This window comes from Pedobacter sp. ok626, assembly GCF_900100435.1.
Taxonomy (GTDB): domain Bacteria; phylum Bacteroidota; class Bacteroidia; order Sphingobacteriales; family Sphingobacteriaceae; genus Pedobacter.
This window is the reverse complement of sequence record NZ_FNEX01000006.1, coordinates 365,637-380,840: the sequence shown is the minus strand read 5'-3', so window position 1 is coordinate 380,840 and position 15,204 is coordinate 365,637. Positions and strand designations below refer to the sequence as shown.

The window sequence follows — 15,204 nt, the reverse complement described above, 5'->3', positions numbered from 1 at the left end:
GGAGGAATCTTTTACAATTGCGCAAATTGAGCAGGAACATGAAAAAGTGAAAAGCGGAGCAGATTTCCCTAAGTACATTCAAGCGATCAAAAAATTAGGGGTAGAAGAATTTGTGACCTACGTATCCGATAGTCATACCCAGTATTTCGGGAATAATGGCCATCAGCTCAGCTCCAAGGCAAAGTATGAACCTTTAGTCGTCGCTGCTGTAAGTCATAAGAAAAAGTTTATGAAGTATTTGAAAATGCATCAGGCAGGGCAAACGGATTACCTCAGCTTTTGCAGGCATTGTGCAGAAACAGGAATCGATAGATGGATAGTGAATTTATCATTGATGACCTGCGCTTACTATGATCAGAAAAATCAGCTCATCCTGACAGAATCGATCCCTAATTCCGAATGAAATTGATTTAATATTTATTTTTTAACGGATAACTAGGTAAAATCTAAGTGCTTCTGCATGCTGCGATTTTGCGCAAATACTAATCGGTAAACAAGATATTACTGATAATCTTATTCTTCACTTTTTTGTATTCAAACGTTCCACCAGCACCGCTTTTTGATGTGTACGATAGGCTATCTCTGCTCCAAACACAACCTTCTGATTTAAAAAGAACAGCAAACAGTTTTTTTATTTCTGAGACTTCTATAAAAGGAATAGTTAACCGATAAGAGCTTGCACCAACCGGGCATTCTTTCTGGACATAACTTATTCTATTTTTAAATTGTTGCGAAAAATCACATTTTTCTCCTAAAAATTTTTGAGGGCCAATAGTATCGTAATGACAGACAAGGTAGGCATATAATGAGGAGTAAGATTTGTGAGATTGTAACCACTCAATTTTTATCATATCTGGTTTTACGAGCACAAATTTTTGATTTTTCGTTTGTGCAAATGAAAATTTACAAACCAAAAGTAATGCAATCATAATTGTTGTCTTCATAGGGCACTCATTTTGTATTTGCTTTAAAATATTGATAAAATCTATCGCCCTGCCTGTTGTATGGCTTTACCGTAAATGCTTTGATTAAAAAAGTGTTATCGTCTATCCATTTTACGTTTTCTACTGCCCATTTTTTTGTATCGAAACCTGCTTTTTCTGTCAACACTTTTTGCGGATTTTTTCTATCGCCAATCTTCATCAAGCCAATAAAACAACTGTTATCTTCATAAGGCCAGTTATAATAATATATTAAATATTTGCCTTCTGGTGATGGAATGGGCGTTTCTACAGCACCATCGCCAATTGAAACAATGGCATACTGGTAACTGGTTAAACTATCTATTAACACCAAATTACCAAAGCCCAGATGCTCTGCGGTTGAGTTTTCGGTAAGGGCAAACATTTTCAATTTTGGATAATAACCCAAAAAGCCGTAACCGCTGTAACTTTCTTCGCCACCATAATCTTTATACTTTTTCAGGTTAAACTGCTTTCCTTTTGAGTTGATGATGTGATGTGTTTTTGATGTTTTTAATTTGGGTTTTACGATATACTTTGTATTTGCATACTTATCATATTCAGCTACCGAACTCGGGGTAAATACAATTTTTGGCAGTTTATCATAAGTTTCGACATAACCAACGGTTATTTCTTTTTTGATTTGGGCAAGTAGACTGGTTGATAGGAATACAAAGGCGATTATGAGTTTCATTATTCTATTTTTGCTTTATTTTATATTCATAGCTGCTCGTATTGTCCTTGCTTGCAAGAAACACGAATACCCATCCCCACTCGTTCTGCATCCTGTCCACGTGCAGCTGACCGTCCTTGCCTAGCCATAGCTGGAACTGGTTATTGCTGAACTGCCCATATATTAGCGGGATCGGTATTATTTTCCGTTTGTGTCTCGATACAAAATAGCTATCCTTCAGCTTTCCTTTCAGTACCACGCTCTTCTTCTCTCTGTCTCCCTGCAGCCAAGCAGCCCTGATCTGGTCTTTTCCTATGACCTTAAGCCCAATTGTTGCCGTCTGGAAATCGAGCGTATCGAGTTTCTCGCTCAGATTAAGCTGGTTCCATAGCGAAGAAAATTCAGAATCGCTTTTCTTGCTGAACGGATTCTCATAGGTACCCTCAAATGCCTGTAGGTCTGAAATTTTCTGTACCCCCTCCTGCCTGGTCTGCTTTAATGAAACGCAGCCTGTCAGGATCACGATCGACGATAGATAGATTACCCTGTTAACAGTCATTTCTGGATGGTTTTTACATCTTAAATATAGGGATTTTTTCCATCGCCATATTTTTCCCGGCGTTCTTCTTCCCGTTGACAGAATCGATCCCAAATTCCGATGAAATTTAGTAAATTCGAAGCTATACATCTGTAAAAAAAATTAATGGCTCCTCCTTTCATAGTATACTTAAAAAATAAAACATCCCTAAAGTTTGAATACAAAAGTGATGTTTCAACGGTTGATTGTACAGACACCGGATATTACATCACGTTTAATAATGGGAGAAGCTATAACTATAGAGCTGACAAAGTACAGTACTATCCGCTTGTATCGAGCCGAGAAGATGTGCGCATATATGAGAATGGCAAACTAAATAAGACATATAATACCGTTGATAATTATGGCCGTTATTTAATTTTTCGACATAAAGACAGTTTTTCTTTTCCAATTGAAAACGACGCTAATATTGAAATCTGTGCTATAAAAAAGAATACAGATCAGTCGGAGTCAGTAATCAACTATTTTAAAGAGATACTTAAAGAAAGTGGCGGAGTTTCATTCGACATTCAATCAGAAGAGACAGCTAGTGAAAATCCTAATCAAATAAGCGCTGAAATATTGCTCAAGGCCCTTAATGATATAGATATATTGGAATCAAGGTCAGCACTCTCTAACTACATTGATGGAATCAATCCTGCTATTCATGCTCCAAAGGAGACACTAATTTATCCTTTCGGATGCAACGAGAGTCAAAAATTGGCGGTTGAGACTACGCTTAGCAATAACATAAGTATAGTAGAAGGTCCTCCAGGGACAGGAAAAACTCAAACAATCCTAAATATTATAGCCAATCTTATCGTACAAAATAAAACCGTTGCGATTGTTTCAAACAATAACGCTGCTGTATTTAACGTGTGGGAGAAATTAGCGAAATACGGCTATGGAATGCTTGTGGCATCACTTGGAAATAACGATAACAAAAACTCATTCTTTAAAAATCGTGAAGAACAAATAGTCAATCAAGATTTTGAGGTATCGGACGATCGATTGAAACAAGCAAAGAATGAGGTGCTGGATTCAGATTCCATATTAGCAAAATGCTTTCAGTACCGAAATAAGTTAGCCATCTTAAAGACGGAATTGTCAGATGCTGAAATAGAATTTAGCCATATAAAGGCAGAACAACCACTAAAGGAGGACATAAAATCTGTACTCAACAAGAAATTATACCGCAAATGGAATTTCAGAACGACTTTGAAATTGAAAAATTTGCTGTCGCCCATAAACCTCGAGAACAAGCTATCCATTATAAATAAGTTGCGACTTGTTCTGCAATATGGTTTCTTTGACCTTAATAGTATTCGTCAGTATAGTGAGGAGTTTCCTGTTTATGTTAACCACAAATTCTATGAATTATACATCGCAAAAATAAAAAGCGAAATCTTAGAGGTTGAAAATTGGTTGGTATCTAACAATGAAGAAGCTAATCTTAAACAATTTATTGAGACATCAAAAGAGGTATTCAATGGAGTGTTATTTGAAAAATATAACCACTTGAATAAAGTTGCTTTTACAGCAGCTGATTACCGTGACCAGTTTGATGATTTCATAAAGCATTATCCTGTGGTTCTGAGCGCTACAGTCTCGCTACACACGAGCGTTCCCAAAGGGTATCTTTTTGACTATCTGATTATAGATGAATCTTCGCAGGTGGATATTATAAAGTCTGCCGTGTGTTTTTCGCGTTGCCGAAATGTGGTTGTTGTTGGAGATAGTATGCAGCTTGCCCACATTGTAGATAAACAGAGTAAGGACGCTGCAGAGCAATTTCATGCTAAGTACAATATCTCCCCTGCGTATGACTATGTGAAACAGAATATTTTGAACTCGCTGAAGAGCCTGTATCGGGATAACGTAAAATCGGTTCTGCTAAAAGAACATTACAGATGTCATCCTACGATTATTGGATTCTGTAATAAAAAATACTACAATAATAAGCTGGTTATTATGACCCACGCGGATAGTCATCCATTTAGAATCATTGAGACAAACATAGCGGGTGGAAGGGATAATTATAATCAGAGACAGATAGATGAAACGGATTTCTATATCCGGAAGAACTATGCAGCAGATTTCAAAAAAGTTGGCGCAATTGCACCCTATAGAAAACATGCGAATATGTTGCAAAAACAGCTACCAGATGGAGCAGAAGCCGACACTATACATAAGTTTCAAGGACGTGAGAAGGACGTAATTATATTTAACACGGTAAAAAACAAGATAGGAACATTTATTGACAACCCCAACCTAATAAATGTCGCTGTATCACGAGCTGTAAAAGAATTTATTGTGGTAAAACCGGAATCGATGGATCTTCCTCACGGAACTAACATCGGTGATATGATACGTTATATATGTTACACCACCGACCCGAATGAAACGATCATTAAAGGCAATATCCGTTCCGTTTTTGATCTTCTGTATAAAGAGTACAATAAAGTCTTTATATCGTTTATTTTAACGAACAAGAACATAAAAGGATCTGCTGCAGAGATTATTATTCACAAGCTGTTGAGTGAAAATATATTGTTAAAAAATACCCAATTCTCGTCTATTCACATGGTGAGAGAATATAGGCTTAACGATCTTATTCGGAATTTTCAACCGTTCTCCAAAGATGAAATTAGGTTTATAAGGAGTAATTCAAGAATTGATTTTCTGCTTTACAACAAAATTGACAAGACTCCTGTCTTGGCTATCGAAGTGGACGGGGTGGCATTCCATGGCAATGAATTGCAACGAGAAAGGGACAACAAGAAGAATCATATCTTAGAAGCTATAGGATTACCACTGCTTAGATTATCAACAGATGGACATCACGAGGAAACAAGAATTACTGAAAGTTTAAGCGCTGCAATGGGGCTATATTGAAACACAATTGTACAGTTAAAAAGCTATTTTCGGTCAATCGTTTTGTAGAGATTATGGAAAAAATGAAACCAGCGCTTCCCTTTTATACGGAAATCAATGATTTTCTAGCCTCTATTCCCTGGCCTGGCAGAACAGAGAACCCTGATTTCTATTGTCTGAGGTTAAAGCCATTGGATAAGCCGCAGGTGTCAGTATACCGGCCACCGTTTAAGCGTGCATTTTACTTTTTTGCATTGCTGTTCAATTCAGGGAAGGTGAATATCAGTTACGGTGAGGAGTTGGTAGAAGACCCGAATTCCTATTTGGTGTTCCATTCGCCGAACCTGGTTTATAGTTTTGCGCACAATAATGCTTTGGAGGGGTATATTATTTATTTTAAGCCCGAGGCTTTCTCTTTTTTCAGGCCGGGCTTTCACCAGCAATTTAGCCTGTTTGATCAGCAACGCACCAATCTGTTCAGGTTTGATCATCATACTTTTATGGGGTTGGCTCCGCATTTTGAAGCTGTTTTTTCTGCTTATGAACAGTCTGATAAGGATGCTCATCTGGAAGCAAGGCTGAAGCTTTTGGGGCTGTTGTGTCATCTGGAGGGATTTGCATTGGATAGAAACCAGAAGGCGCTCCCTGCTGGCAGACAACAAGTATTGATGCGAGATTTTATCCAGCTGATTGAAAGCCATTATATCCATAAGCGCAGTGTGAAGGAGTACGCAGACCTACTTTCGGTTACAGCTAATTACCTTTCTCAATCGGTTAAACAAGCTTCAGGGCGCAATGCTTTGAGTTTTATCTCAGAACGCCTGGCTATTGAGGCTCGTTCGCTGGTTAGGTACACCGATATGGAGATTTCCAGTATCGCATACCAGCTGGAATTTTCTGACCCGAACAATTTTGGCAAGTTCTTTAAAAAACATACCGGGCTCTCCCCTTCTACGTTCCGCAGACAGCATAGGTAATTAAATTGACCTGTAAATCCAAGATTTCTACCGAACTTCTTTGTGCGAATCTGTGTTTATTTGTGATATCAATTTAATTATATGCCAAGCAAAGTATTTATCAATCTTCCAGTAAAAGATCTGGGCAAATCCGTAAAATTTTTCACAGACCTGGGTTTTTCATTCAATCCTCAATTCAGCGACGATAAGGCTGGCTGTATGGTTGTCAGTGACAGCATTTTTGTGATGTTGCTTACCGAAACGTATTTCAAAACTTTTATCGATACAGCTGTGTGTGATGCCAACCAACATACTGAAGTCCTGATCGCATTAGATGCAGATTCAGCGGAAGAGGTTAAAGAATTCATTGCCAAAGCTCAATCTTTAGGCGGCAGAATTTATGCCGAGCCTAAGGATCACGGTTTTATGTACCAACATAGTTTTGCCGATCTGGACGGTCACAAATGGGAATTGGTATATATGGACATGAGTCAGTTCGCTCAGTCGTAACTCATTAGAAATGGACAACATGATGTACGATCCGGCTATAGACACCTATATCGCTAAGGCAGAAGATTTTGCCAGCCCCATTCTCGAACACTGGCGTAAGCTTGTCCACGACAACTGCCCAGATGTGGACGAGGCCATCAAATGGGGCATCCCCCATTTTGATTATAAAGGAGACCATATGTGTGTGATGGCCGCACATAAGGCACACTGCTCTTTTACCTTTGTAAAAGGTGAGTTAATGAGTGATCCGCGACTAAAAGCGGCCAAGGATCTCAAACCTATCAAGCGGCTACTGGGTAAAATCACGCATTTTAATGAGCTGCTCCCTGATCAGGAATTTATCGCCATGATTAAAGAAGCGGTACAACTGAACGAAAAGGGCCTAAAGATCCAAAGAGAAAAACCGGTAGCAGAAAAGCCTAAGGTATTGGAAACGCCGGGCTATTTCCAGGATGCGCTTGAAGGCAATCCAAAAGCAAAAGCGGTCTTTGAAAGCAAGTCAAACTCTTTCCGTAAGGAATATATCATCTGGATAAGTGATGCTAAGACCGATCAGACCCGGCAAAAAAGGATTGATGAAGCCTTGGAATGGATCGCCGATGGTAAGGGCCGGTTCTGGAAGCACCAGAAATAAACGCTGCCTTGCAACAAACAATAGAAATAGCACAACAAAAAAGAACTCTAACGCCGAGGATGTATTCCCATTTCCAAAATCAAAATCTTAACAAAGGGCTCGATTGAGCCCCTCTAGTCCTCCAGTTAGCACGCAATAGAACTTCCATATATAATTTCTCTATCCCCCTCTCTACATTTCGCAGATTGGATAGGTAATCATTTTCAAATTAGCACTTTTCTCTTGCTTTTAACAATGTTAACGGCTAGAATTTTCTTATTCGATCCCTTTCCCACCTACAACCTCAAGTTCTTGTCCTTTTTGAGGTTGTCCTTCAAGAATAACACCTCGGTTGCTGCCTTGTTCAGAAAATCGGAATTGACTAAGCACTAAAGTTTTTGAAAGGTATTTCATGACGGGTTTTATTTGGCTAGATTTTAAAGTTTTGAATACCAAGCTAAAACAATATCTTTGTAAAAAAAATACAGTCATGCTACGCCTAATATTACATACCCAAATTAACCTCAATAGCCAGTCTTCTTGGTTAGCTGGGCCGGGTATGAAATAAAATCCAGCCTAAAATATGAGGTAAAACCTCATCAATAACATTCAATAAACTTATTAATATACACAATGTCTGGCCAATTAAGGCTGGTATTTACAATATATCCTTATGGACACTTTTTATACTGCGGACGAAAAATATCTGCAGGCTATCGAGGAGCTGAACTATGGCGAATTGCCTAAGGCCCTTAATTTATTTAACGCAATATTAAGCATAGACCCAGAATATGCTCGGGCATATCATCATCTGGGCTGTTTATACCAAGATCATTTTAAAAATTATCAAACTGCGGGTTATTATTTTAAAAAATGTATTGATCTTGACCCTGCTTTTCCTGATGCCTATTTCCATTATTTAAGGCTTTTAGTGGTATTGAAAATGCATCAGCCAATCTGTAGTGTATCCGAAAAAGCCCTACTGGTACCGGGCGTATGCAAAGCGGATATTTACGAAGTACTGGGAAATTATGCTGAGGAAAGGCAGGATTTTGATGAAGCAAAGGCTCAATATCACAATGCTGCGCTTGCTACTGCAAATCAGACAGAGCATAGTAACCTTCAAGAGCATATCAAACGCATCTCTGCAAAACAGGAGGCAAAGAAAACCATGATCTATGCCTATCAGGTTTAGACATCTTGACGAAGCAGAACCAACAATAAGCCTGCAATCTTATGATTTGCAGGCTTATTACATCATAGAGAAGTATCCTCCGGACATAAACAAAAATCTTCCAGCATTGTTAAAATTATAAAACACTTATAACAATGGAACAATTCAGAATAGAAATAGCAGATAACGGACAGGGCAGATTTTATGACATTAAACCCTTAGGAAACTCACGCTACCAGATCTACGTTGAAGGAGAAACCATAGGAACCATACAACTGGACGAAAAAGATCATGCCCGCTGCGAAAGTCAAGGCTGCGAACTGGACATGCCGCTACTCAATTCGATAAGAGACGAAATTCAAGCCCACGAAAACTGGAAACTTTAGAATATGAGAAGATTTTATTGGCTGTAACATGAATATCAACACCACACCATAAGATTATCTACTATCGCTGGTAAGTTCTAGTTTAATTCGAGTGAAAAGCAAAGGATGCAATCAATATCAAATTGATTACATTTGCATCAAGACAATGGACGTCATCAAACTCATAGAGCAGTATAAACATCTTGACATAGACCAGGTGATAGATCATGAAAAATTCAATCTGATTTCTATCGTTCACCATTCTACCAGGATTGAAGGCTCAACCCTTACTGAAGTCGAAACTCAGGTTTTACTTAGCGAAGGATTGACTCCAAAAGGAAAGCCTCTACACGAAAGTCTGATGGTAACTGATCACTATGCGGCACTTCAATACGCCCTAGAGCAAGCTAAAACCAATAGACCTATTACCCACCAGTTTATTCAAAAGCTAAATTCACTTATTGTAAAAAACACAGCAAGTACTCATAATACGGTTTTTGGAACTATTGATGCTGCTACCGGAGCTTTTCGCAAAGATAATGTAGTGGCAGGTGATACCTATTTCCCTAATTTCGATAAAGTAGAAACGCTGACAAAAAATCTTGCTTCGGATCTAGCTAAACGAATGCAGCAAAATCTAACTGTACGGGAAAAATTAAATCTCTCCTATGATGCGCATTTTAACCTGGTTAGTATCCATCCTTTTTATGATGGGAATGGCAGAACTTCCAGATTGTTAATGAACTATATCCAAGCTGTGTTTAAACTACCACTTGCGATCGTACACAATGAAACAAAAACTGATTACTATCAGGCACTTATTGACACCCGTAAAGACGAGGACATTAACATTTTCAGAAAATTTATGGATGAAGAATATATCAGGCATTTGTCTACTGAAATCAACAAGTTCGAAGAAATGAAACACCCTAAAAAAGGACACGGTTTTACTTTCTTATTCTAACTGCTTTTTTAAGCAATTCATTAGCTATAGATTATTGGGTTAAATAATTATAAATTTCACTGTTTTTGATTTGCTGTTGATACTCCTCTAATGATTTAGCCATAAGCGGATAAAAAAACACTTCTTTATTTCTGAATATGAAAGTAAAGCTGTAGCCGTTTGCACTAGGTTTTATTGTTTTCATGGCCCTGTCTAAATCAGCTGCAAATTTCCTATTATCTTCTTTTTCGTGTAACAGGTAAGACTTCAAGTCTTTTGTTGCCAGTGTTTCATTGTTTTGACTATCAATGATCAATCCCAATAAATAGCCATACGCTTCATCCTTTCTGCCGGCCTTATAGCATGATTTTGAAAGATCATAAATTATACGTTCCATATCTTTTATAAAGGTTGTTCCACTCGACACTTCATAAGGAAATTCAAATGCTGCTTTTTTATAAAAAGCAACAGCCTGGTCGTAATTGCCTTGTGACACGTAATAATCTGCTAAGGCATGGGCCGACAAATGCTGTATGTTTAAGAGCTCGTTTATTTCAAACTGGTCTTTCTTTTTGAATGTCGAAAAGTTTAAGGTTAAAAAGTAATTAAACTGGGCGGCATAATCTTTCAGGTTAAACCGGGTGATTTTGGTGTCTAACTTTTCTATATGTTTTTGTAATTCCTGATTAGATTTAAACGGCTCTTTCATAACTAGTTCTTTCAATAGTTCACGAATCTCATCAGTTCTGAAATCATGAAACAGGGGCGACTTTTCCTTTTCTGCTTTTTCGTTGGCAACTCTGGTTATCCGTCTTTTCTCCATATCATCAATGGAATTTTCTGTATTGAAAATGTCCTTGCCAGAAATACTGATCTTGAAAGCATACATAATGATACGAGGATTCTCCAGGGTTTTATATTCATTATCTATACTAACAATATACATCCAATCCTCATCTCCGCGTACAAAAGATAATGTATTTGGTTCATTTACGATAAATTCAGTGGCATTTTGTGCGAAAACACCCTCTGTTTTCGGTTTATTTAACACCAGGGACCTAAATAACTTTGTACTACCTACTTCTTCCATCTTATAAAGGTACTTTTGAACATATTCTTTCATATCCTCGCTTAAACCTCCGGTTGTTTTTGATCGGATTGCCGAAATATTAATTTTATTGTTGTCGAAAGTATATTTTGCTGGCGATACAACAAGTTTAGAGCTTAGGTCTGAAAGTACAATAGCAACACCTACATTGTCTTTTGATAAATTAGCAAGGCTTAACTTTTCAGATTTTCCAAAGCCGGTAAACATGTTTCTTAAGAACTTATAATTTGGATCACTAAACGAATAGGCTTTTTCAGCAGTTTTAACCTTGCTTTGTATGTCCATGTATTTTTCCTGTGCCAATGCGGGGTTCAATATTGATATTAAAAGAAAATTAAACAGGAGTATTTTTTTCATAGCGTAGATGTTAGAGGATTTGGCGGTAAATTTGTTGTGAAAGTTTAACAAGCATAAGCAAGGATACATTTCACCACAATAATATGACTAAAAACATTATCTTAATCTGCCTGGCAATTTTGTTACTGTTTGGTGTAGCCAGCAGTTGCAAAAATATGAATTCTGAAGAAACAACTGAAATGGATACGATAGCGCAAAAAGAAGTAAAAGTTGCTGCCCACCAGATCCTAACCTCATGGCTCGTAGAAGGTATTGAAGGCATTCAATTCCTTAATACCAGTAAATGGAAAATCGATGACCAGGTTTTTCTAAACAGCAGCAATGATAAAGGATACTTGTTGTTACTCAACCAGGATAAGGATCTACAGGCAGCATTGGATTATGTTCAGGTCATGTATGCAAGCAAAGAGGACGGAAAATGGAACATTTACCTGGAATCTCTGCCCAATTTCGTAATTCCAAGAAAAAAAGAAAACGGGAGTTTTGTTGCGAATACGCTTAACCAGCTCGCAGCGGCCGGAGAGAAAGAAATTGGCCGGCAATATAGAAGCGACAATGGTCAGATCAATGATGAGTTCATCAACAAGGAATTCAATGAAGATCTAAAGAAAAACCACCAACGTTTTTTATCTAGAAAAATTAAGAACTAACCAGCTCGGCACCTAACACCAGGAAAGAATTATCTTTACTATTCCTATTGACGGAAAACACAGATGGATTAAAATTGAAAAATGAGGACACTAATTATATCAAGCTTAGTATTACTGTCGAGCCTGGCTTCCTGTCAGCAAAAACAATTATCAGGCACAACTATTGAAAGTCAGATAAAAATGGATCAGAAAATGCTGGATATTTATAAGCAGGTAAAGAGATACGATCATACTCCATTGTATGAGGTAGAATTTAGTCAGGATGCCTGTGGTTATGAAATTTTAATCAATGACATGCCCCTGCACCGCTATTTGTTATTAGGTAGTGCCAATGAGCAACGTATTCCGATTAACGATCATATATTAACGAGTGGAAAACAGGAGATGATCATACGCTTGTTTCCGCCTCAACTTTCAGACAAAAGTTGGTCGCCGACACTTGTGGATGCTTCTAAATTTAAGATCAAGGTGATTTATCATAACCCTGAAAACGCTACAGAAACCTATAACCAGGTTTTTGAATTCAGTACCTCCAATAAACCGGGGACAGAAAAATTTCTGGGCAGCGGGCAAAAGGTTTTTGAATTTAAAGGTTCTTTCGATGCAGAAGTTCCTTATCAGTTAGAAGGTTGGAGAAATTCCAAAGATTTGGGTAAAGAGGATCAGGATAAATTACTGAAAGAAGCGATTGCAGCTTATAACAACTTCAGAAATGTGCTGATAAAAAAAGATGTGAGTGCTTATGCATCACTCATGTATGATAAGGAAGTGGAACTGGCAAAAGCATTTTACTGGGATACTCCCGCACATTCCAGGGAACGCTGGGACGAAATGAGTGGTACAGTCCGCCAAAAAAGGGAGATTTTACCTTTAAAAGATTTTAAAATGGTGCTGTATGCAGCTGGAAAAGTGCTTGCATTACAGCCGACAAGCGAGATGTATAAAGATTACCTTTCTGCCATTCATGCCCAAACTGAAAATGATGATATTCAGATTTCTTTCCTGCTTCATAAAAAGGCGGGCAGTAATGAATTGACGCCAATACGGTAACGATATTGGTCAAGAATATGGAGTTCCTTTTTGTTAAACCCTTTAATTTAAGCTGATTTGTCACACCGCACCTACTTATACAATATCAATACCCCATCAATTGCAGAAAATGCCGACACGATGATGATGGAATGGGGATACGAAATGCCGCTAATGCTTCAGCCTTTATTAATCGATAGCGGCTTTATTTCTGGTAATAACTACAACAATCACGTGGAATTTAACGATTCCGGTTTATATTATAATGCCAAACCGGGCCTTGAAAACCTGAAGCGGTTTTATAATTTCCTGGAAGCCCAGCCTGACTTAATTAAAAATATAGAAAAATTTAAAGAGGCTAAGGACAAACTGTTCAACTACCTGGATCAGCTCGATGGAAGTTACTTCCATCTTGATATGTGGGATGTGTTAAATATGGAAGACAGACCTCATGCCGAGCAAGCAAAAGATTGGCTGGCAACCATAGCGCATAACAATCAGGTGATTACCTTGGCTATGGACTCAGGAGACGTCAGCCTACTCAACTATAAAGAGCTTAAAGATGTCAGTCCTGCCTTTACCTCTTTCTCAGACCTGCTAAACTATGAAGACTATGATTATGGATGGACTTGTATCGACTCCTCAGAGGAAGAAAAATTACCCTACGAAATATTCGAAGAAAATGAACTCTGGGGACTTAAGGATAAAGATGGTATTATATTAATAAGTCCTCAATTTGACGAATTTTATAGTTTTGGTCCGGAAGATCTGGCCGTAGTCTCAAAAAATGGTAAATATGGCTATGTGGATACCACTGGAAGAATTACAGTTCCATTAACATGGGATGATGCTTTTGACTTCGAGTATTCTGGCTTCGCGGTAGTCGTATCAGAAGAAAAAAGGGGCCTAATCAATACTAAGGGCGATCAGCTTACTCCGCTCATTTATGATGACCTGAACACGCTAAACGAGGGAAACTATTTTAATGCAAAAATAAATGGACTTTGGGGTACCATCGATCCTTCCGGAAAAGTTGTTATTGCTGTTGAACATGAAAATGAGCCCCAGGCAGCCTATGGCTTTTACCATATTGAGATAGCTGGCCAGAAAAACCAAAAGATCTTCAATGAGCTTTTTAAGTACCTGGGAGAATTCCCGCTTAAGGCTGTAGAAAACCTGCATGAAGGGATACTATTAATTAAACCTCATAAAGGGACAAAATTCAATTCCATATACAAAAGGGATGGAACACGGCTGGATAGTGGATATGAATTTGATCTGGTTGCACGGAAACCCACCGAAGATGGCTTTGCCTATGCTTTCAAGGATGACAAGGTATACACGGTTAGCGAGACAAATATTCGCCCAACCGATAAAGCTGTCGCACTTAAACATACTGGCGAAGATTATGTTTATTATTTTGAATACGAAACCAGGAAAAGGCTTTTGGTCTATGGAAAAGGGAAAAAAATGGATGATCAGCAGATCAGGGATGAACTGAGCGAGACATACACCCTATTTGACTATGGCGAACAAGCTTTTGACAGGGAAGACTATGGTAAAGCCATTTATTATTACACCATCGCAGCAGAAAAAGGTCATACTCCTTCCATGAATAATCTGGCACATACTTACTATAGTGTTAATGGTTTTAAAGATGATGATAAAGCCTTCTTTTGGTTTAACAAAAGTGCAGTAAAAGGCAACGATGGCTCTATGAATGGATTGGGCATGTGTTATAAATATGGTGTTGGTTGCCAGGCGGATATAGAGAAGGCATTGTACTGGTTAAATAAAGCTGCTGAAGCGCAGCTGGCACTAGCCAATAACAATCTCGGAGACATTTACTCAGAGGAAGGACTCCTACCCTTTAATCCGGAAAAAGCTTTAGCCTACTATCAGGCAGCTGCAGCGTTAGGCGAACCCAAATACAACTGGTTAGGCTATCTCCACGATTTAAAAGCTGAGTATGAAAAGGCCCTGGAATACTACCGTTTAGGTGCTGAAGAAGGTAATGAGATTTCCGCCTTTAACTTTGGGATTCTAACAGCTAACGGCTTAGGAACTGAAAAGAACAACGAAGTGGCCATTAAATACTTTGAACTTTCATTAACCCTTGGGTATCCTAATGCACATATAGAACTCGCTAAGATTTACCGAAATGAAAAGGGATTTGAGGACGAAAAGAAAGTACAAGAGCATTTAAAGGAAGCCCGGGCAGCAGAATTGGAGATACCGGAAGAACTGGCAAAAAAGAAGGGATGGTTTGGTTTTTAAATTCGACGCTTATTTGTCGTATTTATCATTTCTTTTGACCTATTTATCATTAACAGCTTTATTTGCGTAACTTATTAGGGATTTAAGTATTTTAGGTTTAAGGAATTATATATGCCTTTACCCTTATAATCTAACC

16 protein-coding genes are annotated in these 15,204 nt (G+C 38.2%); 11 read left to right on the top strand and 5 right to left on the bottom strand.

Annotation, left to right across the window (positions count from 1 at the left end; all coding sequences use genetic code 11):
* A partial coding sequence (locus BLS35_RS11440; RefSeq protein WP_371328242.1) for a DUF1398 domain-containing protein occupies nucleotides 1-403 on the top strand: 403 nt, incomplete at its 5' end.
* 79 nt (nucleotides 404-482) lie between these two features.
* Here BLS35_RS11440 and BLS35_RS11435 read toward each other — a convergent pair.
* From BLS35_RS11435 to BLS35_RS11425, 3 genes are read right to left on the bottom strand one after another with little or no spacing between them, the layout of a single operon-like run.
* Nucleotides 483-944, bottom strand: coding sequence for a hypothetical protein (locus tag BLS35_RS11435; RefSeq protein WP_090780974.1), 462 nt, complete (start codon nucleotides 942-944; stop codon nucleotides 483-485).
* A 7-nt stretch (nucleotides 945-951) separates the two neighbouring features.
* The gene (locus BLS35_RS11430; protein WP_090780972.1) at nucleotides 952-1,656 is read right to left on the bottom strand and encodes a hypothetical protein; all 705 of its coding nucleotides are present in this window, start codon (nucleotides 1,654-1,656) and stop codon (nucleotides 952-954) included.
* Nucleotides 1,657-1,660: 4 nt separating this feature from the next.
* Complete coding sequence (locus tag BLS35_RS11425; protein WP_132225946.1) at nucleotides 1,661-2,194, bottom strand: hypothetical protein; 534 nt, start codon at nucleotides 2,192-2,194, stop codon at nucleotides 1,661-1,663.
* 144 nt (nucleotides 2,195-2,338) lie between these two features.
* Between BLS35_RS11425 and BLS35_RS11420 the strand changes: the two genes are divergently transcribed.
* The 4 genes from BLS35_RS11420 (at nucleotide 2,339) to BLS35_RS11405 (ending at nucleotide 7,186) form a co-directional block, all read left to right on the top strand.
* Complete coding sequence (locus BLS35_RS11420) at nucleotides 2,339-5,107, top strand: AAA domain-containing protein (protein WP_090780968.1); 2,769 nt, start codon at nucleotides 2,339-2,341, stop codon at nucleotides 5,105-5,107.
* 53 nt (nucleotides 5,108-5,160) lie between these two features.
* Nucleotides 5,161-6,063: a helix-turn-helix domain-containing protein gene (locus tag BLS35_RS11415; protein WP_090780966.1), complete on the top strand. Its 903-nt coding sequence runs from the start codon at nucleotides 5,161-5,163 to the stop codon at nucleotides 6,061-6,063.
* Nucleotides 6,064-6,144: 81 nt separating this feature from the next.
* Nucleotides 6,145-6,552 carry a VOC family protein gene (locus tag BLS35_RS11410; RefSeq protein WP_090780964.1) on the top strand — a complete coding sequence of 136 codons (408 nt, stop codon included), beginning with the start codon at nucleotides 6,145-6,147 and terminating at the stop codon, nucleotides 6,550-6,552.
* A gap of 19 nt (nucleotides 6,553-6,571) precedes the next feature.
* On the top strand, nucleotides 6,572-7,186 hold the full coding sequence (locus BLS35_RS11405; RefSeq protein WP_207909092.1) for a YdeI/OmpD-associated family protein: 615 nt from the start codon (nucleotides 6,572-6,574) through the stop codon (nucleotides 7,184-7,186).
* 255 nt (nucleotides 7,187-7,441) lie between these two features.
* On the opposite strand, the gene BLS35_RS27775 is transcribed toward BLS35_RS11405, so the two are convergent.
* Nucleotides 7,442-7,579 (bottom strand): hypothetical protein, encoded by a 138-nt coding sequence (locus tag BLS35_RS27775; protein ID WP_165973238.1) that lies wholly within the window; start codon nucleotides 7,577-7,579, stop codon nucleotides 7,442-7,444.
* Between the two features lie 259 nt (nucleotides 7,580-7,838).
* Here BLS35_RS27775 and BLS35_RS11400 point away from each other — a divergent pair, with 259 nt between their 5' ends.
* The 3 genes from BLS35_RS11400 (at nucleotide 7,839) to BLS35_RS11390 (ending at nucleotide 9,668) form a co-directional block, all read left to right on the top strand.
* The gene (locus BLS35_RS11400) at nucleotides 7,839-8,360 is read left to right on the top strand and encodes a tetratricopeptide repeat protein (protein ID WP_090780961.1); all 522 of its coding nucleotides are present in this window, start codon (nucleotides 7,839-7,841) and stop codon (nucleotides 8,358-8,360) included.
* 134 nt (nucleotides 8,361-8,494) lie between these two features.
* Entirely contained in the window at nucleotides 8,495-8,725 is a 231-nt protein-coding gene (locus tag BLS35_RS11395) for a hypothetical protein (RefSeq protein ID WP_090780959.1), read from the top strand.
* 145 nt (nucleotides 8,726-8,870) lie between these two features.
* The gene (locus BLS35_RS11390) at nucleotides 8,871-9,668 is read left to right on the top strand and encodes a Fic family protein (RefSeq protein ID WP_090780957.1); all 798 of its coding nucleotides are present in this window, start codon (nucleotides 8,871-8,873) and stop codon (nucleotides 9,666-9,668) included.
* A 31-nt stretch (nucleotides 9,669-9,699) separates the two neighbouring features.
* Here BLS35_RS11390 and BLS35_RS11385 read toward each other — a convergent pair whose 3' ends face one another.
* On the bottom strand, nucleotides 9,700-11,112 hold the full coding sequence (locus tag BLS35_RS11385) for a tetratricopeptide repeat protein (protein ID WP_090780955.1): 1,413 nt from the start codon (nucleotides 11,110-11,112) through the stop codon (nucleotides 9,700-9,702).
* A 155-nt stretch (nucleotides 11,113-11,267) separates the two neighbouring features.
* Between BLS35_RS11385 and BLS35_RS11380 the strand changes: the two genes are divergently transcribed.
* The 3 genes from BLS35_RS11380 to BLS35_RS11370 all read left to right on the top strand — a co-directional run bounded on the left by BLS35_RS11380 (nucleotide 11,268) and on the right by BLS35_RS11370 (nucleotide 15,068).
* Nucleotides 11,268-11,762: a hypothetical protein gene (locus tag BLS35_RS11380; RefSeq protein WP_139205884.1), complete on the top strand. Its 495-nt coding sequence runs from the start codon at nucleotides 11,268-11,270 to the stop codon at nucleotides 11,760-11,762.
* 81 nt (nucleotides 11,763-11,843) lie between these two features.
* Nucleotides 11,844-12,812, top strand: a complete 969-nt coding sequence (locus tag BLS35_RS11375; RefSeq protein ID WP_090780951.1) for a hypothetical protein — start codon at nucleotides 11,844-11,846, stop codon at nucleotides 12,810-12,812.
* Nucleotides 12,813-12,869: 57 nt separating this feature from the next.
* Nucleotides 12,870-15,068 carry an SEL1-like repeat protein gene (locus tag BLS35_RS11370; protein ID WP_090780949.1) on the top strand — a complete coding sequence of 733 codons (2,199 nt, stop codon included), beginning with the start codon at nucleotides 12,870-12,872 and terminating at the stop codon, nucleotides 15,066-15,068.
* Nucleotides 15,069-15,204: the final 136 nt, after the last annotated feature.